We start from the raw sequence: 21,450 nt of genomic DNA on the forward strand, positions 1-21,450 counted from the left end.
CGCGGTGGATCCGGAAGGCCGACTCACACGGTGAACCGGCCGCCGTTGCTCAGCAGGACCGCGCCGATCACATTGGCGGCACCCGGTGAGGCGAGATACAGGATGTTGTCGGCCAATTCGGTGGCGGACGCGTAGCCGCGCGGGGCCCCTCGGGCCATGGCGGCCCGCAGATGTGCCGGGGTCCGGGCGGCCATCCCGGTATCGACCGGGCCCGGCGCCACCGTGTTGACCCGGATTCCGAAATGCGCGACCTCTTTGGCAACGGCCTGACTCAGCGCGTGCACACCGGCCTTCGAGGCCGCGTAGTGCGGATACCCGGTCAACGTGTCGAACGCCGACGACGAACCCACGGTGACGATCGCACCGCCACCGGTTTCCTTCATAGCGCGGACGGCCGCGCGCAGTACATAGAAGGTGCCGTCCAGATTCACCGCGAGGATCCGGCGCCACTGCTCGTCGTCGAGATGGGTCAGGACATCAGCGGGCCGGTTCTGCTCGGCCGCCTCGTGGATCCGCTGTTTGCTGACCGGATCGTCGATACCGGCCGCGTGTACCACCACATCCACCCGGCCGTGGTCGGTGCGCGCGGTGGCGAACGCGCTGTCCACCTGGGCGGGGTCGGATACATCGAGTCCCACCGCGGTCGCGCCGGCGATCTCGGCCGCGACGCGCGCCGCGGCCCGCCGGTCGATATCGCACAGGTACACCGCCCGTGCGCCGCGGTGGGCGAGCAACCGCGCGGTGGCGGCACCGATTCCGGAACCGGCTCCGGTCACCAGCGCGACTTTGTCGCCGAACTGTGCGGCGGTCATATTCTGCTCACTGGTCGAGCGTTCGGCGTCTGTCACCGGAAGATGCCCTCCCAGTCGTTGCGGTAGCGTTCGGCTCCCGCGCCGATCGTGACCTCGAGGTTCTGCTCCGGTACGTCCTGCGCGAGGGCCAAAGCGCCGTCGATACCCGGGAGGGCGGAACCGTAGCCCGGTGAGGTCGCCTGCTGGCCGGGCCGGCTCACCATGAAATCGGCGAGCACCTGGGCCGCGTTGGGATGCGGCGCCGAACCCAGCGCGAGCCCGTACCACCGGGCACCCCATACGTGCGCTCCCTCGGTCCAGCCGACCGGTGCCCCGGCCGCCCGTTCGGGCAGCATCGGATTGCACATGAGCGCGGCCACGATCTCGCCGGCGGCCAACGCCTGTCCCAGCGGCTGCGTGCTGGGATAGATGCGGGGGCTGTTCTGTGCGAGCCGGCGCAGGAAATCGCGGCCGCCGTAGTTCCTCTCGATATGGTCGTAGTAGTCGATATAGGTCGGCGAGGTGGCCGGGGTGACGATGCCGACCTTGCCTTTCAGTGCCGGGTCGAGCAGATCCTGGGCGGTCCGGATGCCCCGGGGGTATGCGGCGGTGTTCCAGCCGAATCCCAGGACCACCGCGCCTTCGAGGAAGAACTTCGCACCGGCGATACTGTCCGTGCGTCGGTACTCGGGTGCGTCGAACGACGGCCCGGCCACTTCCACTGCCAGATCGGTGCCCTCGGCCTTCTGCATCCAGGAGACATCGGTGATCACCGCGATATCGCCCGATCCTCTGCCGGTTCGCGATTCGGCGTCGACCCGGGAGAGCAGGTCCGCGTCCACGCCGCGGACCACGGTGAGATCGATCTGCGGATAGGCGGTTTCGAACGCTGCCTCGAGCGCGGCGAGTGCCGGTTGTGCCTGGGTGGAGTAGATCGTCACCGCGCCTTCGGCATTCGCCGCGGCGACGATTTCGTCCCAGGTCCCGGCGACGGGCCGCGACACCTGGCCGGTGCTACCGCAGCCCGCCAGGGCCAGCGCGATCATTCCGAGTGTCGCTGTCGTTCGCACAATGCGCGCTCGACGGGATTTTCGCATGGGTACCTCATCATTTCGATTCGCCGCCGAATTCGATCGGCAGCGGGGGTTTCGGTGCTCCCGGTGGTCCACCGGGGCGCGGCCGGAGCGGGTCCGGTGAGACTCACCCGGTCCGGGCGGGGACACCGGCGGTGCGGCCGGCGACGGTCGCCGCGGCCGCGTAACCCTCGGCCACGGCGTGCGAGACCCGGCGTGGTACCACCGCGTCGCCGATCACTTGCACCCGGGCGTGGGGCAGTTCGCGCTGGAACGGCCCCGGTCCGGTGGCCCGGCGTTCGCCTGCGACGACGACGCGATCGCAGGTGAGCCGAGCGGTATCGCCGGAGAGCAGATTCCGGTATGCCACCACGGTCGCCGACTCTTCGTGTGCTACGTCCGAGAGCGCGGCTTCGACAACGAAGTCCACCGGAGCACCGAGCAGCCGCTTACGCAACTGGACCCGGCTCTCGGCGGGAATACCGGCCGCGACCGCCGGCCCCGGCACCAGCACAGTGACGCGGCCGGCCCCGCCCGCGAGCGCCGCCTCCACGACCCCGAGGGCCGGCCAGTAGCCGAATCCGTCGTCCACGACCACCACTCGGTCGCCTGGCCAGATCTGCCAGGGGTCGATCAAGGCCGCGGTGGTCGTCGCGGTGCCGGGAGTCGCGATCTCGGTCGCGCCGGTCGCCACGATCACCTCGTCGAAGTCGGTGAGGTCCGCCGGGCGGGCCCGGTATCCCAGTTCCAGCGTGACTCCGGCGAGGTTGTCCTGGTAGTACCGCAGCAGCGCCGACCAGCCGGTGCGATTCGGGGCCTGGGCGGCGGTGCGCAACTGTCCGCCCAGCCGGCGACTCGCCTCGAAAAGGGTGATATCGCGGGTGGGCGCCAACCGGAACGCGGCCTCCAGCCCGGCCGGTCCGGCGCCGACGATCGCGACCCGTGCCGCGCGATCGGGTGCCCGGCCGAATCGCAACGGCCGGGCCGGGCGGGCCGAGTGGCCCGGTGGCGCCAGCACCGGGTTCACCGAGCAGAGCAGCACCGGGGTGAACGACCGGCAGTCCTCGTTACAGGAGACGCACGGACGGATCCGGGAGTCCTCGCCGCGCAGCAGTTTCACCGCGAAATCCGGATCGGCGATGAACGGTCGCGCCATCCCGACCAGATCCGCGCCCGCCGCCAGCGCCGCCTCGATATCGGCCCGGGTCCGGAATGCCTGGGAGACCAGCAGCGGCCGATCGGTCGCGGCGCGTAACCGGTGTAGGACCGGTAGCAGCGGGGGAGCGGCGGTCGCCATATCGCGGACATAGGTGGTGCGCACCCCCACCGTCACGTTGATGTAGTCGAACATGCCCAGCAGTGGCAGTAGTTCGCAGAGGCCGTCGGTGTTCAGACCTGCTTCCTCGGCGCCGTCGATCGAAAGACGAACGCCGAGGACCAGTTCGGGACAGGCTGTGGTGATCGCGGTGTGCAGCCGGTGCAGTACCCCGGCCCGCCCGGCCGTCGTGGCCGCGTCCGGGCGGGTGTTCGATCCGGCCGAGAGGAACTGGGCCAGCAGGTATCCGTGGGCCGCGTGCAGTTCCACCCCGGCGAATCCCGCCTCGGCAGCATGCCGGGAACTGAGCACGAACGCGGCGACGATATCGTCGATATCGGCGTCGGAGAGCACGCGTGCCCGGACGGGTTCGCGAGGTGAGCGGATATCCGAAGGCGCTACCGGGTGCTCCCATATCTCGGCGCCGAGTGTTTCGCGCCCCAGGTGGACCAGCTGGCAGACCGGGACTGCGCCTTCTGCGGCGATCGCGCGCGCCCGGCGGCCCAATCCCGGCAGGCCGGCCGGATCGGAGGCGTCGGTGATATTGCCGGTCCGGTTCCCCGAGTCCGGGCTCACCACGGTGCCGCCGGCGATCACCACGGCGGCGCCGCCCGCTGCGCATCTACGCCAGTAGTCGTCGTCCCCGGGCTGGGCCGCGCCCGCGCTGACCACCCCGGATCCGTGCGCGGTGGCGACGAGACGGTTGCGCACGGTCAGCGGGCCGATCCGCAGCGGGGACGATATGAGAGGCGAGATCACCGTTCCTCCTTGAACTGGATTCACTTCATATTATTGCCACACAGTGATTGACACCACAATGGGTTTGGCATAGTTTCAAACTGACATCAGTTCAGTTCTGCGGGATGTGGGTATTCGCACCATGAAGTTGTTGTTCAAGGCCACGGCGGCCGCGGCAGCCCTCGCTGTCACCTCGGTTCTGGCGGCGTGCGGGGCGAGCCCCGGCTCCACCGGGCCCGTCACCGGCACCTGGTCCGACGTCGAGGCGGCCGCCGAAAAAGAGGGCAGCGTACTGCTCTATTCGAGTCAGAAGCCCGCCAATCTCGAACGGCTCGAGACCGCGTTCGAAAAGAGGTATCCGCGGATAGATCTGGAGTTCGTCCGGGGCACCGACGCGGATATCAACCCGCGGGTGGAAACCGAGAACCGCACCGGGCGCGGCACGGCGGATGTGCATATGCTCACCGACGCGACGTGGATCAGCAATGCGGCCCGATCGGGCACCTACTCCACCGAACTGGTCGGCCCCGATCTGCGGGCACCCGAATACCAGCCGGAGGCGAGTCTGCTCGAGAACCGGTTCGCACTCAGCAGCGCGGCCGTATTCGCACTCGGCTGGAACACCGGCGCCGTGCCCGGCGGCCTGCGCACCCCGCAGGATCTCCTCGATCCGAAATTCCGCGGCAAGATCGGCATCGTCAATCCCACCGGTATCGCGTCCTATGTCGATCTCTATCGCTTCTACGCCCGGACCTACGGGGACGATTACTGGGATCGGCTCGCCGAGTTGAAACCGCGTATCTATCCGAGCGCGCTGGGCATCGCCCAGGCGCTCACTTCCGGTGAGATCGTGGCCACTCCGTCGGTGCAACCGCTGGTCACCGAAGTGGCGGCCGGGGCACCGGTCGACTGGGCGCTGCCGCCGCAGCCCTGGGGCACACCCTGGTACAGCCATGCCCTCAGCGTCGCGCCGCATCCGAACGCGGCGCAGGTCCTGGTCGATTTCCTGGCCACCCGGGAAGGGCAGACCGCCCTGAACGACGGCTACGCCGCGGCCCTGCCGGATATCCCGGGCGCGGTGGTGCAGGCCCAGGAGATCGCCGCGCCGGATACCGCCGATCTCACCCCGGACAAGGTCACCCAGTACTCCCAGGAATGGGCGCGGCGCTTCCAGAGCTGATCCGGCTCAGATTCACACCGACCGACAAGGACAGGCATGGACAACAGGGCCGAGCCCCTGCACGGTACCCACGTGCTGGTCACCGGGGCATCCGGAGGGATCGGTGGGGCCACCGCCGAACTGTTCGCCGCCGAGGGAGCGACGGTCTACCTCACCGACATCGACGATCTAGCCGGCCGGAAACGGGCACTGACACTCGGACCCCGCGCGCACTATCGCCACCTCGACGTCACCGACGAAACCGATTGGCAGGCCGCGGTCACCGCGATGGAGCGGGCCGGCCACCGGATGAATGTGCTGGTGAACTCGGCCGGGACCGCGTTCAAGGCGCCCCTGGCGCAGACGACGCTCACCCAGTTCCGCCGCATGATCGACCAGCACCTGGTCGGTACCTTCCTCGGGCTGCGAGCCGCCGCGGCGGCCATGACCGACGGCGGCGCCATCGTGACGGTGTCGTCGTTACGCGGTGTGCTCGCGACCGCCGAACTCGGTGCCTACGGCGCCGCGAAATCCGGTGTGCGCGCACTGACCAGAGTCGCCGCACTGGAACTGGCCGAACAGGGTATCCGGGTCAATTCGGTCTGCCCGGGCAGTATCACCACCGAGATCACCTCGGCGCCCGGCTTCGCCGCCGACGATATGGAGAGCTACGTCCGCAGTATTCCGATGCGGCGCCGCGGCTCACCCGAAGAAGTCGCGGCGGTGATCGCCTTCCTGGCAGCCGCGGACAGCAGCTATGTCACCGGAATCGACCTCTTGGTCGACGGCGGAACCGCCGCCGGTGTCCGTACCCCGAAACTCTCGACTCAGAAGGCATGAGATGACGTCGACATTCACCGTTTCCGGCCTCACCAAGACCTACGGCACCAATATCGTCGTCGACGGGCTCGATCTCACCATCGAAGAAGGTGAGTTCCTGGTGCTGCTCGGGCCGAGCGGCTGCGGTAAGACCACGACGCTGCGCTGTCTGGCCGGGCTGGAGGACCCACAGGGCGGCTCGATCGCATTCAAGGATCGCCCGGTATTCGATGCCGCCGCTCGGGTGAACGTGCCCGCACACAAACGCAATATCGGCATGGTGTTCCAGTCGTATGCGCTGTGGCCGCATATGACCGTGCGCGACAACATCCGGTATCCACTGAAGGTCCGCAAGATGAAAGAGGCCGTCACGGACGGGGCGGTGGAGAAGGCCGCCGAGATGGTCGACTGCGGCGCACTGCTCGATCGCTATCCCGCGCAGCTGAGCGGCGGGCAGCAGCAACGGGTGGCCGTCGCGCGTGGTCTGGTCGCCCGCCCCGATCTGGTGCTCTTCGACGAACCGCTCAGCAACCTGGACGCACGCCTGCGCGATCAGGTGCGGTCCCAGATCCATCAGCTGCACCAGCGGCTCGGGTTCACCGCGGTGTTCGTCACGCACGACCAGGCCGAGGCCTTCGCCCTCGGTGACCGGCTGGCGATCATGAAATCCGGGAAGATCGAACAATACGACGAGCCCGAGCGGGTGTTCGAGAACCCGGTATCGGACTACGTGGCCGCCTTCATCGGAATGAGCAACCGGTTGACGCTGCGCCGAGGTCACGACGGATGGGCCACAGCGGCCGGGGATTCCATCGATCTGACGCATGCGGTGGTCCGCGATTCGGCGGATGAACACGGCACCGCGGTGGCCCGGTTGCGGCCCGACGATGTACTGCTGCACGCCACGACCGATGACGTGCCGCTGGGCAATGTGGCCCTGCACGCCGAGCTCGTGACCTACGAATACGGCGGCCGGTACTTCGACGTCACGGTCGAAACCGGGGGTGACCGGCTCATCCTGCGGGTTCCGGCGGCCCAGCACAGTGCGGCGCTGCGGGGGAGCAGCCCGGGTGCGCCGTTGGTGGTGAGTTTCTCGCCCGCCGCGCTCCGCGTATTCGCGGCGCCGGGCGGCAGCCCGGCCGCGGCGCCGGAGCCGGTGGCCGTGAGCGCCGGAGGACACGCCTGATGGCCACCGTGACCGCGATCGCTCCCCGGTCGTTCGCCGTTCCCGCGCGCTGGCGCTCGCGCCTGGGCTATGCCGCTCTGCTGGCGGTGCTCGGCTATCTGGTGGTGCTACCGATGATCCGGCTGCAATCACTGGCCTTCGCCGACGGTGCGCGCGGCTATCGGTCCCAATACACCCGCTTCGATATCGGCGAGACCGTCCGGACCACCGTGGCGCTGGCGCTGGGATCACTGGTGATCGCAATGGTGCTCGGCACTCTGCTCGCCTTCGCCGCGAGCCGGCTGCCGGACCGGCTCGGGTTCCTGCGGATCATTCCGATTCTGCCGATCGTGATGCCCGCGGTCGCCAATATCGTGGGCTGGGCGTTCCTGCTGTCGCCGGGACCGGGATACCTGAATGTGCTGCTGCGGAAATTGCCGTGGTGGAGCGGTTCGGACACCGGCCCGATCGATGTCTATACCGTGCCGTGGATCATCATCCTCACCGGTTTCGGCCTGACCTCGTTCGTGTATCTGTTCGTCAGCGCCGGTATGCAGAACATCAGCGCCGAACATCTGGAGGCCGCGCAGATCAGCGGCTCGTCGACGGTCGGTGTGTTCTTCCGGGTGGTCCTGCCGTTGCTGCGTCCGTCCCTCATCTACGGCGGCGGGATCGCGCTACTGCTGGGCCTGGGGCAGTTCACCGGACCACTGCTGCTGGGACAGAACTACGGTGTGAAGGTCCTGACCACGGAAATGTATCGCCGAGTCTCGGAATCCCCGTCGGACTTCGCCGCGGCCGCGGCCGCCGGATCACCGCTGGTGATCTTCGGGCTCGCCCTGGTACTGATCCAGAAAGGCCTGCTGGGCAACCAGTCCCGGTTCGTCACCCACGGCGGAAAGGCATTCGCCCCGCCCGCCGGACGGTCGTTGTGGGCCACCGCGACCATAGTCGTCTACGCGCTGTTCGCCCTGATCATCCCGCTGCTCGGCCTGGTGATCGTCTCCCTGACACCCTACTGGTCGGGTGCACTGTCGTGGGATCTGCTCACCCTGGACAACTTCCGCACACTGGCCGCGGACAACGCGATCGTGGGTTCGGTGGTCACCAGCGTGTCGACCGCCCTGGCCGCGGTGCTCATCTGTGTGCCGCTCGGCTACCTGATGGCCGGCCTGCTGGTGCGCGGCCGGCAGTTCAAGATCCTCGCGCTGCTCGCCGATCTGATGACCGCACTGCCGCTGGGCATTCCGGCCGTCATCTTCGGTGTCGGATTCCTGCTGACCTACACCGAACCGCCGTTGATCCTCTACGGAACCAAGACGGTGATCATTCTGGTCTACATCGTGCTGATGCTGCCCTACGCGACCAGAATGCAGATGACGGCGATGCTCTCCCTGGGCAACACCTACAGTGAGGCCTCGGCTACCAGCGGCGCTTCACCGCTGGTGACGAATCTGCGCATCATGTTGCCGCTGATGCGGCCGACCGTGCTCAGCGCGGTCGCCCTGATGTTCATTCTGCTGACCCACGAATTCGCGGCATCGCTACTGGTCCGGGCCTCGACCACGCAGGTGATGGGGACGTTGCTGTTCGACCTGTGGCAGAACGGGTCCTATCCGCTGGTGGCTGCGATGGCACTGCTGATGACGGCGGTCACCACCGCCGGTGTCGCGATCGCGATGCTGATCGGCGGGCGGAACGTGTTGAACAAACTATGAGGCGAGCCCGCTGCGCGGGTACCGGAACAGAAAGGGCCGCAATGCCGACGGGAGAGTCCCGACTCCGGAACAAGGTCGTACTGGTCACGGGGGCGACGGGCGGGATCGGTGTCGAGATCGTGCGCCGACTCGCCGCCGAAGATGCCGCGGTGGTGGTGACCGATCTCGGCGAGTCCGCCTGCGCGGAGCTCGTCACCGGGCTGGAACGGCCCGACCGGCATCTGACCCGCCCGCTGGATATCGCTCGCGAAGACGAATGGCGGGAAACCGTTGCCGCGGTGCAGGATCGCTACGGCCGACTGGATGCCCTGGTGAACAACGGTGCCATCGGCAGCCTGGCCACCGTGGTCGACGAGGACCTCGACCGCTACAACCGGGTGATCGAGGTGAGTCAGACCGGAACCTGGCTGGGGATGAAACACGCGGGTGCCCTGATCGAGGGCAGCGGGGGCGGTTCGATCGTCAACCTCTGCTCGATCCTGGGGACCGTCGGCGGCCTCGGTAACAGCCTCGCCTACGCGGCGGCCAAGGGCGCGGTGCGCACGATGACCAAGAACGCCGCGCTGCACTGGGCCACCAAGGGTATCCGGGTGAATTCGATCCATCCGGGATTCATCGAGACCGAGCAGCTGCTCGAACGGTACGAGGGCACCGAGCGGCACCGAAGAATGCTGGCCGGTACCCCGATGGGCCGTCTGGGGAACGCGGCCGAGGTCGCGGCGGCGGTGGCCTTTTTGGCCGGGGACGACTCGACTTTCGTCACCGGCACGGAACTGTATGTGGACGGCGGCTGGACCTGCGTGTGACGGCGCCCCGGACATCTTCGCTGGATGAGGGCGAAGATGTCCGGTTCGCGTCGCGTCGTCAGGTGGGTGCAGCCGGCGACACGGTCATCCCGACGCCGGACCCGCGAAATCGGACGGCCGGAGGGTGACGAATTCATCGCCGATCACGACCAGCGAGGAAAGGGTGACCCGGAGAGCGCTGTGCCGGTCGGCCTCGGGCATTGCCCGCGCCTGTGCGCGCACTCCGGCCACGGCGGTCCGCAGCTGGTTTCCGTAGGTGTCCTGAACCGTTCGGGCCCGGGTGGCCAGTCGCGATGTGGCTCGACAGAACAATTCCGCTGGTTCTCTTTCCCGACGAAATCCGGAAGATCGAAGGTCGCTGTCCGACGGCTCATCGTCTGGGCGTGACAAGCAACCCGGTGTCCCAGTGATGAATAGGTGAGCGAAAGATGTTGTTGCAGAACAGAATCGCTGCCCCGGCTGAGGGGTGTCCGCCGGACCGGACTGCGGCCGAGGGTCAGGGTCTGTCCAGGAAGGCGTACGGTGAGCCCCAATACGAATCGAATTCCGGATTGTGCCGGCCGACTTCGGTGACCAGAGTTTCGGCCCCCAGCCAGGACTCCCCGGTGTCTTCGTCGCGCCCGAAGAACATCGTGCTCCGAGGCATATGGATATTCCTGTCCATCTCGCCATCGGTGATGAGGTGCCTTGCTGCCAAGTCGCCGATGGAGCCGTACATCCTGGACGGGCTGCACGAAAGCGGCAGGAGCACGCCCATATCGTTGCCTTCCGCGGCTCTCAGGAGATGTGGGTTGACGGCGACCGATTCGCCATAGGATTCGCCGTCGAGGAACATCGTCCGGAGCGAGTTGTTCGTTCGAACCTGCACAGTGAAGGCGTGCGGATTGGCGTGCGATATCACGTACAGGGGCGGGATGCCGGTGCGGCGGACTTCCTTCGCCCAGGGTGCTTCCTGCGTCCAGGGTGCTTCCTTGCGACCGCCGTATGCCCAGATCGGATCACCGCCGGTCTGCGACGCGGGAACGCGCTCGTAGATCAACCGGTAGGAGAGGTCGCTGGTCCTGTTCCGCATCTGTGCCCAGGGTACGAAGTCCTCGATATCGGTGGGCTGGGACGGAAACAACACTCCGATTGGCCTGCCGTCGGCGTCGTGCAACGGGACACTCACGATATCTGCCGGATCGATCTCCACATCCCGGCCGTTGTCGTAGTCGGTGCCGGTGATCGGCCACCGGTTGCGGGCTGTGGTTACTGTTTCCGGCCGGTCGCCCGGTATTCTGATCCGCCCGGCGGCGCGGTCGTCGATATGGGACAGGTGATCGGCCCCTTGTACACCTCTGCTGGCGATACCTGTTGTGCGGCGGCGGATGTCGCGCGTCGCCGCGGTGGTCACCGAGATCAGGCGCTCGCCGGCGTCCTCTATGAGGGAGACAGCCGACATCCGGGAACTCCTTGCAGAGTGAACTCGGAGAGCAGATTAACCGATTCATTCGGTGTGAGTCCGGGCCGTCTTGCCGTCCTGGGGGATACCACAAACGCGGTGGCCTACAATCGGTCGCATCTGTTCACACCCGGTGGTGGTCCGGTGCGCCGCCGCGGACCGGAATGTACACCGCCGGAAGGGAAAGGCCGTCCACCGTGGAGTCGATATTCCGGACTGTCGAACGTGGAGATCGGCTGGTGCTTCTCGACCCCGGTTGGAAACCGGAAGATCCCGAGCAGAATCCCCCCGACTCGATGGTGATGGGTGGCTGGGCATTGGACGGCTCGGGCGGTATGGGCCCGTTCGAACCCAACCCCGGTTACCGGCCTGCCGACGCCACGACTCCGACAGATCCCGTCGACAGGATTCTGCGGCTCGTTGCCGGCGGTGCGGATATGAGCACGCGCATCGTGCCCACCCTGTGCGATTCCGTGGTTCAGATCGGCTGCGACGACCGTGGTGATCCGCTGGTCGGTCCCGCGCCCGACGGTGTCCTGTGTGTTCCGGTCGTGACGGCCGAGGCGCATAAGAAACAATCGGCGGGGGTCAGGTGGATTCCGGTCAGGGGAAGTGATCTGGCGGATGTGGTGCCGCCCGATATCGATATCCTGATCAACCCGGCCGGACCCGTTCCGTTCCGGCTCTCCACCGAGAGCCTGCGTCGCGCTCGGTAGCTACCCGCGATCCTTCGTGCTGGGTTCGTGTGGACACCGGGCATCCCGTACGGCGCGGGGCCGGCCTCCGGCGGACGGGTCAGCGTCTCCCGGTGAAGATGTTCACCCCGTCGGAGTCGTCGACGGCGAGTTCCTCCCGTGCCACCAGGACATCCAGGTGGGCCAGGGTTTCGCAGGCCGCGATCATCTGATCGAATATGCCCAGGGCCGCGAACGGGCGGTTCCGCCGAGTCCAGGGCAATGCCTGGGCTACTTCGAGCCCGGTGCACGGTGCGAGGTCGGCGAGGGCGGCTCGGATCTGGGCGAACCGTGTGTCGTGGTGCTCGACCAGCTCCCGGGCCCGCCGACCGACGCTGCCGCCGTCGGGGCCGTGGGCCGGCAGCATTATCTGGTCGTCGTCGTCGCGCAACAATTCCAATGAGCGCAGGAAATTGCCCAGCGGCAGTTCCCAGGTGCCCAGTTCGAATCCGATCGATGGAGTGATCGTGGGCAACAGGTGATCTCCGGTGAACAGCAGGCCCCGGGCCGGGTCGCGGAACACCAGATGTCCCTTGGTATGGCCGGGGGTGGCGATGGCTTCCAGTTCGTAACCGCCGAGGGTCAGTGGCCCCGGATCGATCCAACGATCCGGGGCCGCCCAGTCCGCGGTGTCGAAAGGTTCGTCGCTACATTCGGCATGGGCACGTGCCGCGATACCGGCCGCGCCCGCGCGACGGAGTTCCCGCAGCGAGCTCTCCGGAACATTGCTGCCCAGCTCTCGGATCTCGCGCAGGCCGGCGGATTCCGCCGCGCCGAGGTGTACCCGGCAGCCGTGCCGGCGGCGTAGCTCCACCGCGAAGGTGTAGTGGTCGCGGTGGATATGGGTGACGAGCACGTCGTGGATTTCGTCGGGGGAGCGCCCGATGCGGGCGAGTCCGCCGGACAGTTCGTCGTAGGTGTGCCGTCGATGCCATCCGCCGTCGATGAGGACGAGTCCTTCGTCTGTGTCGAGGGCGTACACATTGACCGCTCGTAAACCGTCCTGGGGCAACTGCAGTGGAATGCGATGGACACCCTCGGCGACCGGGTAGCAGCCGGGCTCGGCCCAGTGCGTGGTCATCGGTTACCGGCCGCGGGCACCATGGTGCGTTCCTCGCCGTACCAGATCATCCGGCGGCCGCGCATCGCGCCGACATGGCGGACGGCCGCTTTCCATTCCGGGCTGGCGAGTGCGGTGTCGAGTGCCGCCCTGGATTCGAAGCTCAGTACCGACATACCGTCCCAGCCCGCCGATCGTTCATCGGGGGTGTCCAGCAGTTCGGTGTGTTGCCAGCGCAGCAGCCCGGGCAGCGGGTAGGTCACCTCCGCGTGTTCGCCGCGCCACCATTCGATGAACTGCTCATGAGTCCAATCGCTGGGGCGTGACGCCAGGACGATGAGGTTGTACATCCGGGGATCCTAACTGAATTCTGTTTGGTTGACCAGCGCGTGCGAAGCCGCGCACCGGGGGCGGGTGGAGTCAGGCGCGCACCATGCGCACCGCGGTCTCGGTGACGGTCTCGGTGATCTCGGCCAGGGTGAGCGCGCCGTCCGGGCGGTACCAGCGCCAGACGCTGATCACCACCGCCAGCACCAGCCTGCCCTGAATACGTGGATCGGCGTCGGTGAAATCACCGGTTTCGATACCGCGCGCAATGAGATCGGTCCAGTTCTGTTCGATCTCCTGGACCAGTTCGCGCGAACGAAGCCGTTCGGCTTCCTCTTTCTCGGATTGGCGCGGCGCCGCCAGCAGGTCCATATGGTTCTGCAGGATCCGCCGCTGCAGCGCGTCGGTGGGTTCGGCGCGCAATGCCCCGGATACGGCGGCGCGCAGTGCCTTTTCCGGGTTTTCCGCACCTTCGGTGGCGGCCACGAAACGGTCGACGGAATCGGCCAATTCCAGGCGCATGATCGTCAGCAGGCAGTGCGCTTTGGATTCGAAATAGTGGTAGAGCGCCGTCTGGCCGATTCCGACCTCGTCCGCGATCGACGCCCATTTCGTATGCTCGTAACCGATTCGTCCGAATTGCTCTATTGCCGCGGCCAGGATGCTGCTCCGCTTGGATCGCGGGCTTTCCCGCCGAGCTCCGGTATCAACGGTCATGAGTGAAGTGCCCCCAGGATTCGACTGTGTGGATGCTTCAACTCTACCCCACCTGATATGAACTCGAGTCAGCTGCGGCCAGCTGCTCGGCGAGACGGACCGCGTCCGGGCGGGACAATTTCCCGACCCGATTCTGCGGGAGGTCGGCGACGGTGAACAAGTATTCGGGCCATTTGAATTTGGGGAAATCCGCGGCCGCGAGCTGTGCGGTCACCACCGGCAGTGTCAGCTCTCCGGTATCGGCGACCACCAGCGCCGCGGCGCGTTCACCGAGCAGTTCGTCGGGTACCGGGACGACGCATACCTGCACCACCCCGGGTAGCGCGGCGATCGCGGCCTCGATCTCGTTGATATCGATATTGCGTCCACCCCGGATGATGATCTGCTTCTGGCGGCCCATCACCCGGATGGAACCGTCGGGGGCGACCTCGACCAGATCGCCGGTGGGCAGGAACCCGTCGTCGGTGAGGCCGGGCGGAACCGGGACACCGCCGCGGGCGTAACCGACGAACAGCGAAGGGCCTTTCACCTGCGCGTCGCCGATCTCCCCGGCCGGGAGCGCGGCACCGTTCGCGTCGACCGCGCGCACAACCGTGCCGGGGAACGGGCGCCCGTCGCGGCCCAGCCGGATCTCCGGTGGATCATCGCGTCGCGGCGTGGTGTGCCCCAGACATTCCGACATTCCGAACACGCGCAGGAAGGTGGTGCCGAGTTTCTCCTCGGCTTCGGCGAGCGCCCGCTGGTTCATCGGTCCGCCGCCCACTGTCATCGCCCGCAGGGCCGACAATCGCCCGGCGCTGCCCTCCACCACGGAGAGCTGCAGGGCCATCGTCGGTACCAGCATGGTCCATGCCACCCGGTGGTCGGCCATCGTGTCCAGCGCCGCAGCCGGGGACCAGCGGCCGACAGTGACCATGGTGGCGCCGAGGAAGGCCGGCAGATACATACCGAAACAGAATGCGGCCACCGAGGACAGTGGCACGAACGCCCCCACCGATTCGCCCGGGCGCAGGCCGACGGCCTCGATGGTGCTACGGCACGCGTAGCGGATGGCGTCCTCGGATTGGACTACGCATTTGGGCCGGCCGGTGGAACCGGAGGTCATCGCGATGGCGCTGCCGCCGTGCCAGCGGCGGATCGGCCCGAAAGGCGTGCCGCGGGCCAGCAGCAGATGATCACCGAAGGCGGGGACGCGGTGCGACCAGACCTCTTCCGGTACTTCCCAGCGGCGCAGCGACTCGGGTTCGCCGATCACCAGATCGGGTTCGATGTCCTCGACTGCCAGCCGGAATTCCGATTCGGTGGCGTGCGGGCTGAACACCGCGACCACCCCGCCGCGCAGTCCGACCGCGAGCGCCGCGGCGAGGGTCCGCCAGGTGTTGTCGGCCTGGATCAGCACCGTGGGCGCGCGATCGTCCACGGCCGCTATTCGCCCGGCCAGCGCGTTCGCCGTCGCCGTGATCTCACCGAGGGTGTGCTGTCCGAGCTCGTCGATCACCGCGATCTCCGCCGGTGTCCGCCGCGCCCGTTCGAGCATCTCCTTCGCCAGTACTCTCATCGCCTGTTCCTCGTGCCGCAGTGCTCTCTGTTTACTCGTCGCCGCGCCACCGCGGGGCGGAATGCGCTCGTCATACCGGTGGCACCAGCACAGCGCGACCGGTGATATCACCCGCGCGCAGCCTGCGGTAGACCTCGACCGCTTCGGTGAGCGGAAATGTCTGTGCCGTGACGTGCAGGACGCCGCGGCGGGCCAGCTCCACCACCGCCGCCAGATCCGATCGTGGCCCCCAGAAAGGTGCCGTGACACCCCAGCCCATGGCCAACCCCACGTCCTTGCCGACGACCAGCCGGCCGCCCGCACTGCCGACCACCACCAGGCGCCCGCCCGGCGCGAGTGCGGGGCCGGCCTGGCCGACGGTATCGGGTGCACCCGCGAAATCCAGGATCAGATCCGCGCCGGACTCGGCCGCCGCGGAACAGATATCGGGGAACACCGCGTCCGCGCCGAGCCGGCGCGCCTGAGCGCGTGCCTCCGGCCGGTTGTCGACCGCGACGATGCGGCCCGCGCCGAATTCGCGCAGGATCTGCACGGCGAGATGACCGAGCCCGCCGATCCCGACCACCAGACATACGCTGCCGGGATCGATCAGATCGCGCTGCTCGCGTATCGCGTGGTAGGCGGTGAGCCCCGCATCCGCGAGCGGAGCGCAGACCACCGGGTCCAGCCCCGGAGCCCGCACCAGATATCTGGCCGCGGGCACGATCATCGCCTCCGCCAGCCCACCCGGATGACCGAGTCCGTTACCGATCGGCACGCCGCTGCCCCCCGGGCGCAGGCGCAGACAGTAGTTCTCCCGCCCCCGTGCGCAGTTGCGGCACGCGCCGCAGCTCCAGATGCCGTGGACCACCACGTTCTCCCCGATCCAGCCGCGGTCGGCGGACGGTCCCGCGTCGATGACGGTGCCCGCCACCTCGTGACCGAGGGTCAGCGGAAGCGGATAGTCGAAACTGCCGGCGGCGGAATCCATCACATGCAGGTCGGAGCGGCACAGACCGGCCGCCTCGACCCGCAGCAGCAGTTCCTCGCCCTTGGGCCGGGGGGTCGGGATCTCGCGCAGTGCGGGTTCCGATCCCCAGGAGGTGAGCTGGACGGCGAGCATCAGCGGGCCGTCCAGCCGCCGTCGACCACGACGGTCTGCCCGGTCATATACGACGACGCGTCCGAGGCGAGGAACAGCACCGCGCCGTCGACCTCCCCGCTGCGGCCGCCCCGGCCGAGCACGGTGTTGCGCCGGACCCAGCCCGCCGACTTCTCGTTGCTGAACAATCCGTCGGTCATCTCCGTATCGAACCAGCCCGGGACCACGGCGTTCACCCGGATACCGCGCCGGCCCCATTGCCCGGCGAGCTCGCGGGTCAGGCCCAGGGTCCCGGCCTTGGACGCGGCGTAGCTCGCGCCGCCGATCGGAGCGGTGGAGACCAGGCCGATCACCGAGGAGATATTGATGTAGGAAGCGTGGGCACCCGCGGGCAACCGCGTCGCCGCGTAGGTGGCGAGATGGAACCCGGCGAGCAGATTCAAATCCAGGATCGCGCGGAACTCCGTATCGGTTTCCTGTTCGGCGTTCGGCGGACCGGGCCGCCCCGCATTGTTGACCAGTACGTCCAGGCGCCCGGACTCCGCATAGCAGCGGTCCACCAGGGCGGCGCGGTCCGCGTCGCGGGTCACATCGCAGCTCACCGGCACGATCCGGGGATCGGTGCGGGCCAGCTCCTGTAACCGGTCGACCCGGCGGGCGGCCGCGTATACGGTGGCGCCCGCCCCGGCCAGCGTGCGGGCGAAGCCCAGACCCAGTCCCGACGAGGCGCCGGTGACCACCGCGACCCGCCCGCTCAGTCCGAACAGGCTCTCCAGCGTTCCGGTATCCGATCCGGTCGTCCGCGCCTCCATCAGTACACCGCGGTCCGGCCGCCGTCGACCGGGATCAACGCCCCGGTCGTGTACCCGGCGGCATCGCCGGCCAGGTGCACCACCAACCCCGCGATCTCCTCCGGCCGCCCCAACCTGCCCGCGGGCAGCCGGTCGACGATCTTGCCGACGAACTCGGCGTCCCAGTGCTCGGCCATATCGGTCGCGAAACCTCCGGGCAGGACACAGTTCACTCGCACCGTCGGGGCGTATTCCTGGGCGAAGGCCATGGTCAGCGCGTTGAGTCCGTTCTTGGCCGCGGCGTACATCGCCTCCGGCGGGCTGGGCCGGACCGCGCCGATACTGGAAATGTTGACGATCGATCCACCACCCGCGGCAGCCATTCTGGCCCCGGCCACCGCCATCAGCCGGAAGGGTCCTTTGAGATTGACTTCCAGGGTCTTGTCCCACAGTCCCTCGGTCACCGACGCGAGATTCTCGGCGAGTGGGGCGATTCCGGCATTGTTGACCAGGATGTCGAGTCCGCCGAATTCGGTGACGATCCGGTCGACCGCGGGTTCGATACTGTCCCAGCGGCCGACGTGCAGTTCCAGGGGATGGACGGTGCCGGGCCCGGTGCCGAGTGCGGCGACCGCCGCTTCACAGGCCGCGAGTTTGCGGCTGGAGACGATCACGGTGGCGCCGGCCTCGCGCAGTCCACGGGCGATCGCCAGCCCGAGGCCGCGGCTCGCCCCGGTCACCAGTGCGACCTTTCCGGTCAGATCCGTTGTGCTCATCGGTATTTCTTCACTTCCAGACGGGCGATGGTGCGCAGATGTACTTCGTTCGGGCCGTCGGCGATCTGCAATGCTCGGGTGATCGCGTGCATCCGAGCCAGCACGGTGTCGTTGCTGACCCCCGCCGCGCCGAAGGTCTGTACCGCCCGGTCGACCACGGTGTGTGCGACCTCCATGGCGGCCACCTTGATCGCGGCGACCTCCGAACGCGCCGCCGCATTGCCCGCGGTATCCATCAGCCAGGACGATTTCAGGACCAGCAGCCGGATCTGGTCGATCTCGATCCGGCTGCGCGCGATCCACTCCCGCACCACCCCCCGGTCGGCGAGCGGGCCACCGAACGCGGTGCGCTCCAGCGATCGGCGGCACATCAGTTCCAGTGCGCGTTCGGCCATGCCGACGGCCCGCATCGCGTAGTGCATCCGGCCCGGGCCCAACCGGCCCTGTGCGATCGCGAAACCGTCGCCTTCGGCGCCGAGCATATTCGCCGCGGGTACCCGGACATCGGTGAACTGCACCTCGCCGTGTCCGAGCCGGTCGTGGAATCCGAACATCGGCAGATCCCGGAGAATTTCGATTCCGGGCGCGTCCGCGGGCACCAGGATCATGCTCTGCCGCCGGTAGGCCGGCGCCGTCGGATCGGATTTGCCCATGAAGACGATGAGCTCGCAGTCCGGGTCCAGAATTCCGGAGATATACCATTTGCGGCCGTTGAGGACGTATTCGTCCCCGTCGCGGCGGATGGTCGAGGTGATATTGGTGGCGTCGGAACTGGCGACGGCGGGTTCGGTCATCGCGAATGCCGACCGGATCTCGCAATCCAGCAGTGGCCGCAACCATCGCGTCTTCTGCTCTTCGGTGCCGAACATGGCCAGGATTTCCATATTGCCGGTATCGGGTGCCGAACAGTTGATCGCCTCGTTGCCGATGATCGACCGGCCCACCATTTCGGCGAGCGGGGCGTACTCGAGATTGGTGAGTCCGGCGCCCAAACCGTCGTGGGTCATGAAAAGGTTCCACAGTCCGGCGTCTCTGGCCCGGGCCTGCAATTCCCGCATGATCGGCGGTTGCTCGTGCGGATTGTCCGCGGCGGCGATCTGCGCGTCGTAGATCGGCTCCGCCGGATAGATGTGATCGTTCATGAAATGCCCGAGTCTGCCGAGCAGGTCTCGGGTGCGGGCGGAATAGGAGAAATCCACGGTGCGGCTCCTGAACTGGGGACCTCAACCGGCGAGCAGCGCGGTTCCGGTCTCGATGAGGCGGTCGATGGTGGCGGGCAGTTTTTCCTGGTCCGGGTCGTGGTGCCGGCCCTCCCGGTGCCGCCGCAGGTTGTGCCCCATGATGGCGGCCATCTTGAGTCGGCCGAGGGCATCGAACCAGGTGAGCTCGGGTAACGCGGGGCCGCCGGAGCGGTAGCGGTCCACCAGTTCGGCGGCACTCGGCAAGCCGGGCACGATGCGGCCGACCTCGGGAAAGTTGGTGCCGTCGGCGAAGACCAGGAACCAGCCCAGTTCGACGCGTGGGTCCCCGGCGCTCCAGATCTCCCAATCGATCAGTGCTACCGGCTCGGTACCGGCGGCGATGATATTGCCGAGCCGATAGTCGCCGTGTACCAGAGTGGGGGTCAGCGGTTCCGGGATCCGGCGGCCGAGCAGCTCGAGCAGCCGGTCGCCACCGCCGACCAGTTCCGGTGGCACCGCGCCGAGCGTGCGGGCCCAGCGGGCGAGCTCGTCGGCCGGGGTGAGTGCCGCCTCGATGCCGGGGACCGTATCGAGGGCGACCGCGTGCAGGCGGGGCAGTACATCCGCTGCGCGACGCATGCGGGCGGCGGCGATATCCGGTGCGACCGCCGGATCGTCCAATACCGGTTCCAGCGACTCCCCGGCGACGAATTCCATTGCGAACCAGGCGGTTTCGCTGTCGTCCACCACGACGATACGTGGCACCGGTACTTCGGTCGGTGCCAGTGCGCGCATGATCCGGGCCTGGCGCAGCATATCGTGGCGGCCGATCGGTTCGCGGCCTTCGGGCACCGCTTTCACGACGTAGGTTCCACCGGTGGTCAGCGCGCGGTAGGTGAGTCCGGAATGGCCGCCGGGCAGCGGCTCGAATCCGGTGAGCCCGGCTCCGGTCTCGGCGGACAACCGTTCACGGACACGGGCTTCCAGCGTCATGGGCGCGGCTCCTTTGGCAGGCCGAGCACCCGCTCGGCGATGATGTTGTGCTGGATCTCGTCGGTGCCGCCCGCGATCCGGTAACCGGGTGCGCCGAGGATGTGCTCGGTCCAGGCGAAGGTTCCCCAGCGTCCCGAATCGGCGACGAGATCGCGGCCGAGCAGCAGTCGCACGACCTCGGAAGTCCGCGCCATGGTGTCGGTGGCCAGGAGCTTCCCCACCGATGCCTCCGGTCCGGGATCGCGCCCCGCGACCACGGCCGCCGCGACCCGCATACCCGCGACTCGCTGGACATAGCTGCGGGTGACCAGATCGGCGACCCGGTCGCGTTCGGTCTCCGACAGCGGCCGGCCCAGGTTGCGGGCCAGTGCCACCGCTCGGTCGGCATTGGCCAGACCGAGCGTCGCGCCGTCGAGGCGTTCGGCGGCGAGTACGGTCAGCGCCACCGGCCATCCTTTGCCTTCCGGTCCGAGGCGCAGCCCGTCGTCGAGCACGACACCGTCGAGGTAGACCTCGTTGAACGAGGATCCGCCGGTCATCTGGCGGATCGGCCGGACGGTCACGCCCGGCGAGTCCATCGGGATCAGGAAGACGGTGAGTCCCGCGTGTTTGGCCGCGGCGGAATCGGTTCGGCAGACCGCCACCCCCAGATCGGCGACGCGGGCACCGGAGGTCCACACCTTGTGACCGTCGAGTGTCCAGGTGCCGTCGGTATTGCGGGCGGCCCGGGTCCGGACCGCCGCCAGATCGGAACCCGCCTCGGTTTCGGAGAAGAGCTGGCAGGCGATCAGATCGGTCCGCAACATGGCCCGCACGTATCGCTCACGCTGGTCGGGGGTGCCCCACTGTTCGATGGTGGGAGCGACCAATTGCTGGGTCACCGAGAACATTTCGGTGCGGCGGGGTATCTCGAACTCGGCTTCGGCCCGGCGGAAGGCGAGCACATAGGACATCGGCAGGCCGTGTCCGCCGTATTCGGCCGGCCAGTCGAGCGCGCCCCAACCTGCGTCGTACTTGGCGCGTTCGTAGTCGCGGATGATGTCGGTGTGCCGACGTTCTTCCGCGGCTGTCCAGTTCTCGAATACGGCTACCGAATCGTCACCGTGACCCCACGCGGATTCGGCGCGGGGCGCGGCGATCCCGCGCAACCACGCCCGGGCGGAATCGGTGAACTCCGTGAGATCCGGCAGTGTCCGTGTACTCATGT

21 protein-coding genes are annotated in these 21,450 nt (G+C 67.8%); 6 read left to right on the plus strand and 15 right to left on the minus strand.

Annotated elements, in window-relative coordinates; all coding sequences use genetic code 11:
- Positions 1-23: 23 nt before the first annotated feature.
- From ACWCPQ_RS07615 to ACWCPQ_RS07625, 3 genes are all read right to left on the minus strand, one after another.
- The gene (locus tag ACWCPQ_RS07615; RefSeq protein WP_449895923.1) at positions 24-812 is read right to left on the minus strand and encodes an SDR family NAD(P)-dependent oxidoreductase; all 789 of its coding nucleotides are present in this window, start codon (positions 810-812) and stop codon (positions 24-26) included.
- A gap of 32 nt (positions 813-844) precedes the next feature.
- On the minus strand, positions 845-1,888 hold the full coding sequence (locus ACWCPQ_RS07620; protein ID WP_449895925.1) for an ABC transporter substrate-binding protein: 1,044 nt from the start codon (positions 1,886-1,888) through the stop codon (positions 845-847).
- Between the two features lie 103 nt (positions 1,889-1,991).
- Entirely contained in the window at positions 1,992-3,938 is a 1,947-nt protein-coding gene (locus tag ACWCPQ_RS07625) for an oxidoreductase (RefSeq protein WP_449895927.1), read from the minus strand.
- A 121-nt stretch (positions 3,939-4,059) separates the two neighbouring features.
- On the opposite strand from ACWCPQ_RS07625, the gene ACWCPQ_RS07630 reads away from it, so the two are divergent.
- The 5 genes from ACWCPQ_RS07630 to ACWCPQ_RS07650 are packed head-to-tail and all read left to right on the plus strand — an operon-like array spanning position 4,060 to position 9,584.
- Positions 4,060-5,097 carry an ABC transporter substrate-binding protein gene (locus tag ACWCPQ_RS07630; protein WP_449895928.1) on the plus strand — a complete coding sequence of 346 codons (1,038 nt, stop codon included), beginning with the start codon at positions 4,060-4,062 and terminating at the stop codon, positions 5,095-5,097.
- A 36-nt stretch (positions 5,098-5,133) separates the two neighbouring features.
- A complete protein-coding gene (locus ACWCPQ_RS07635; protein WP_449895930.1) occupies positions 5,134-5,916 on the plus strand; it encodes an SDR family NAD(P)-dependent oxidoreductase in 783 nt (260 codons plus the stop codon).
- Position 5,917: 1 nt separating this feature from the next.
- The gene (locus tag ACWCPQ_RS07640; RefSeq protein WP_449895932.1) at positions 5,918-7,081 is read left to right on the plus strand and encodes an ABC transporter ATP-binding protein; all 1,164 of its coding nucleotides are present in this window, start codon (positions 5,918-5,920) and stop codon (positions 7,079-7,081) included.
- Complete coding sequence (locus tag ACWCPQ_RS07645) at positions 7,081-8,778, plus strand: ABC transporter permease (RefSeq protein ID WP_449895934.1); 1,698 nt, start codon at positions 7,081-7,083, stop codon at positions 8,776-8,778. The genes ACWCPQ_RS07640 and ACWCPQ_RS07645 overlap by 1 nt, the downstream gene beginning before the upstream one ends.
- A 41-nt stretch (positions 8,779-8,819) precedes the next feature.
- A complete protein-coding gene (locus ACWCPQ_RS07650) occupies positions 8,820-9,584 on the plus strand; it encodes an SDR family NAD(P)-dependent oxidoreductase (protein ID WP_449895936.1) in 765 nt (254 codons plus the stop codon).
- Positions 9,585-9,668: 84 nt separating this feature from the next.
- Here the strand turns inward: ACWCPQ_RS07650 and ACWCPQ_RS07655 are convergent, their stop codons facing one another.
- Both ACWCPQ_RS07655 and ACWCPQ_RS07660 read right to left on the minus strand, forming a co-directional pair.
- A complete protein-coding gene (locus ACWCPQ_RS07655) occupies positions 9,669-9,896 on the minus strand; it encodes a hypothetical protein (RefSeq protein ID WP_449895937.1) in 228 nt (75 codons plus the stop codon).
- Between the two features lie 184 nt (positions 9,897-10,080).
- A complete protein-coding gene (locus tag ACWCPQ_RS07660) occupies positions 10,081-11,025 on the minus strand; it encodes a hypothetical protein (protein WP_449895938.1) in 945 nt (314 codons plus the stop codon).
- Positions 11,026-11,264: 239 nt separating this feature from the next.
- Between ACWCPQ_RS07660 and ACWCPQ_RS07665 the strand changes: the two genes are divergently transcribed.
- The gene (locus ACWCPQ_RS07665) at positions 11,265-11,741 is read left to right on the plus strand and encodes a type VII secretion system-associated protein (protein WP_449895940.1); all 477 of its coding nucleotides are present in this window, start codon (positions 11,265-11,267) and stop codon (positions 11,739-11,741) included.
- Between the two features lie 79 nt (positions 11,742-11,820).
- Here ACWCPQ_RS07665 and ACWCPQ_RS07670 read toward each other — a convergent pair whose 3' ends face one another.
- The 10 genes from ACWCPQ_RS07670 to ACWCPQ_RS07715 all read right to left on the minus strand — a co-directional run bounded on the left by ACWCPQ_RS07670 (position 11,821) and on the right by ACWCPQ_RS07715 (position 21,448).
- Complete coding sequence (locus ACWCPQ_RS07670; RefSeq protein WP_449895942.1) at positions 11,821-12,840, minus strand: MBL fold metallo-hydrolase; 1,020 nt, start codon at positions 12,838-12,840, stop codon at positions 11,821-11,823.
- A complete protein-coding gene (locus tag ACWCPQ_RS07675; protein ID WP_449895944.1) occupies positions 12,837-13,169 on the minus strand; it encodes an EthD domain-containing protein in 333 nt (110 codons plus the stop codon). The genes ACWCPQ_RS07670 and ACWCPQ_RS07675 overlap by 4 nt, the downstream gene beginning before the upstream one ends.
- A gap of 70 nt (positions 13,170-13,239) precedes the next feature.
- On the minus strand, positions 13,240-13,863 hold the full coding sequence (locus tag ACWCPQ_RS07680; protein WP_449895946.1) for a TetR/AcrR family transcriptional regulator: 624 nt from the start codon (positions 13,861-13,863) through the stop codon (positions 13,240-13,242).
- Between the two features lie 43 nt (positions 13,864-13,906).
- Positions 13,907-15,421 (minus strand): class I adenylate-forming enzyme family protein, encoded by a 1,515-nt coding sequence (locus ACWCPQ_RS07685; protein ID WP_449895948.1) that lies wholly within the window; start codon positions 15,419-15,421, stop codon positions 13,907-13,909.
- A 70-nt stretch (positions 15,422-15,491) separates the two neighbouring features.
- The gene (locus tag ACWCPQ_RS07690; RefSeq protein ID WP_449895950.1) at positions 15,492-16,523 is read right to left on the minus strand and encodes an NAD(P)-dependent alcohol dehydrogenase; all 1,032 of its coding nucleotides are present in this window, start codon (positions 16,521-16,523) and stop codon (positions 15,492-15,494) included.
- Positions 16,523-17,314 (minus strand): SDR family NAD(P)-dependent oxidoreductase, encoded by a 792-nt coding sequence (locus ACWCPQ_RS07695; RefSeq protein ID WP_449895952.1) that lies wholly within the window; start codon positions 17,312-17,314, stop codon positions 16,523-16,525. Before ACWCPQ_RS07695 ends, ACWCPQ_RS07690 begins: the two co-directional genes overlap by 1 nt.
- Complete coding sequence (locus ACWCPQ_RS07700; RefSeq protein ID WP_449895954.1) at positions 17,314-18,069, minus strand: SDR family NAD(P)-dependent oxidoreductase; 756 nt, start codon at positions 18,067-18,069, stop codon at positions 17,314-17,316. Before ACWCPQ_RS07700 ends, ACWCPQ_RS07695 begins: the two co-directional genes overlap by 1 nt.
- Complete coding sequence (locus tag ACWCPQ_RS07705; RefSeq protein ID WP_449895956.1) at positions 18,066-19,268, minus strand: acyl-CoA dehydrogenase family protein; 1,203 nt, start codon at positions 19,266-19,268, stop codon at positions 18,066-18,068. Before ACWCPQ_RS07705 ends, ACWCPQ_RS07700 begins: the two co-directional genes overlap by 4 nt.
- A 24-nt stretch (positions 19,269-19,292) precedes the next feature.
- Positions 19,293-20,243, minus strand: a complete 951-nt coding sequence (locus ACWCPQ_RS07710) for a phosphotransferase family protein (protein ID WP_449895958.1) — start codon at positions 20,241-20,243, stop codon at positions 19,293-19,295.
- Complete coding sequence (locus tag ACWCPQ_RS07715; RefSeq protein ID WP_449895960.1) at positions 20,240-21,448, minus strand: acyl-CoA dehydrogenase family protein; 1,209 nt, start codon at positions 21,446-21,448, stop codon at positions 20,240-20,242. Before ACWCPQ_RS07715 ends, ACWCPQ_RS07710 begins: the two co-directional genes overlap by 4 nt.
- Positions 21,449-21,450: the final 2 nt, after the last annotated feature.

The sequence above is a fragment of the Nocardia sp. NPDC001965 genome, from assembly GCF_053594175.1.

Coding starts and splice junctions, on each gene's coding strand:
- ACWCPQ_RS07615 (WP_449895923.1), bottom strand. CDS start 812: ATGACCGCCGCACAGTTCGGCGACAAAGTCGCGCTGGTGACCGGAGCC.
- ACWCPQ_RS07620 (WP_449895925.1), bottom strand. CDS start 1,888: ATGCGAAAATCCCGTCGAGCGCGCATTGTGCGAACGACAGCGACACTC.
- ACWCPQ_RS07630 (WP_449895928.1), top strand. CDS start 4,060: ATGAAGTTGTTGTTCAAGGCCACGGCGGCCGCGGCAGCCCTCGCTGTC.
- ACWCPQ_RS07635 (WP_449895930.1), top strand. CDS start 5,134: ATGGACAACAGGGCCGAGCCCCTGCACGGTACCCACGTGCTGGTCACC.
- ACWCPQ_RS07640 (WP_449895932.1), top strand. CDS start 5,918: ATGACGTCGACATTCACCGTTTCCGGCCTCACCAAGACCTACGGCACC.
- ACWCPQ_RS07645 (WP_449895934.1), top strand. CDS start 7,081: ATGGCCACCGTGACCGCGATCGCTCCCCGGTCGTTCGCCGTTCCCGCG.
- ACWCPQ_RS07650 (WP_449895936.1), top strand. CDS start 8,820: ATGCCGACGGGAGAGTCCCGACTCCGGAACAAGGTCGTACTGGTCACG.
- ACWCPQ_RS07660 (WP_449895938.1), bottom strand. CDS start 11,025: ATGTCGGCTGTCTCCCTCATAGAGGACGCCGGCGAGCGCCTGATCTCG.
- ACWCPQ_RS07670 (WP_449895942.1), bottom strand. CDS start 12,840: ATGACCACGCACTGGGCCGAGCCCGGCTGCTACCCGGTCGCCGAGGGT.
- ACWCPQ_RS07675 (WP_449895944.1), bottom strand. CDS start 13,169: ATGTACAACCTCATCGTCCTGGCGTCACGCCCCAGCGATTGGACTCAT.
- ACWCPQ_RS07680 (WP_449895946.1), bottom strand. CDS start 13,863: ATGACCGTTGATACCGGAGCTCGGCGGGAAAGCCCGCGATCCAAGCGG.
- ACWCPQ_RS07685 (WP_449895948.1), bottom strand. CDS start 15,421: ATGAGAGTACTGGCGAAGGAGATGCTCGAACGGGCGCGGCGGACACCG.
- ACWCPQ_RS07690 (WP_449895950.1), bottom strand. CDS start 16,523: ATGCTCGCCGTCCAGCTCACCTCCTGGGGATCGGAACCCGCACTGCGC.
- ACWCPQ_RS07695 (WP_449895952.1), bottom strand. CDS start 17,314: ATGGAGGCGCGGACGACCGGATCGGATACCGGAACGCTGGAGAGCCTG.
- ACWCPQ_RS07700 (WP_449895954.1), bottom strand. CDS start 18,069: ATGAGCACAACGGATCTGACCGGAAAGGTCGCACTGGTGACCGGGGCG.
- ACWCPQ_RS07710 (WP_449895958.1), bottom strand. CDS start 20,243: ATGACGCTGGAAGCCCGTGTCCGTGAACGGTTGTCCGCCGAGACCGGA.
- ACWCPQ_RS07715 (WP_449895960.1), bottom strand. CDS start 21,448: ATGAGTACACGGACACTGCCGGATCTCACGGAGTTCACCGATTCCGCC.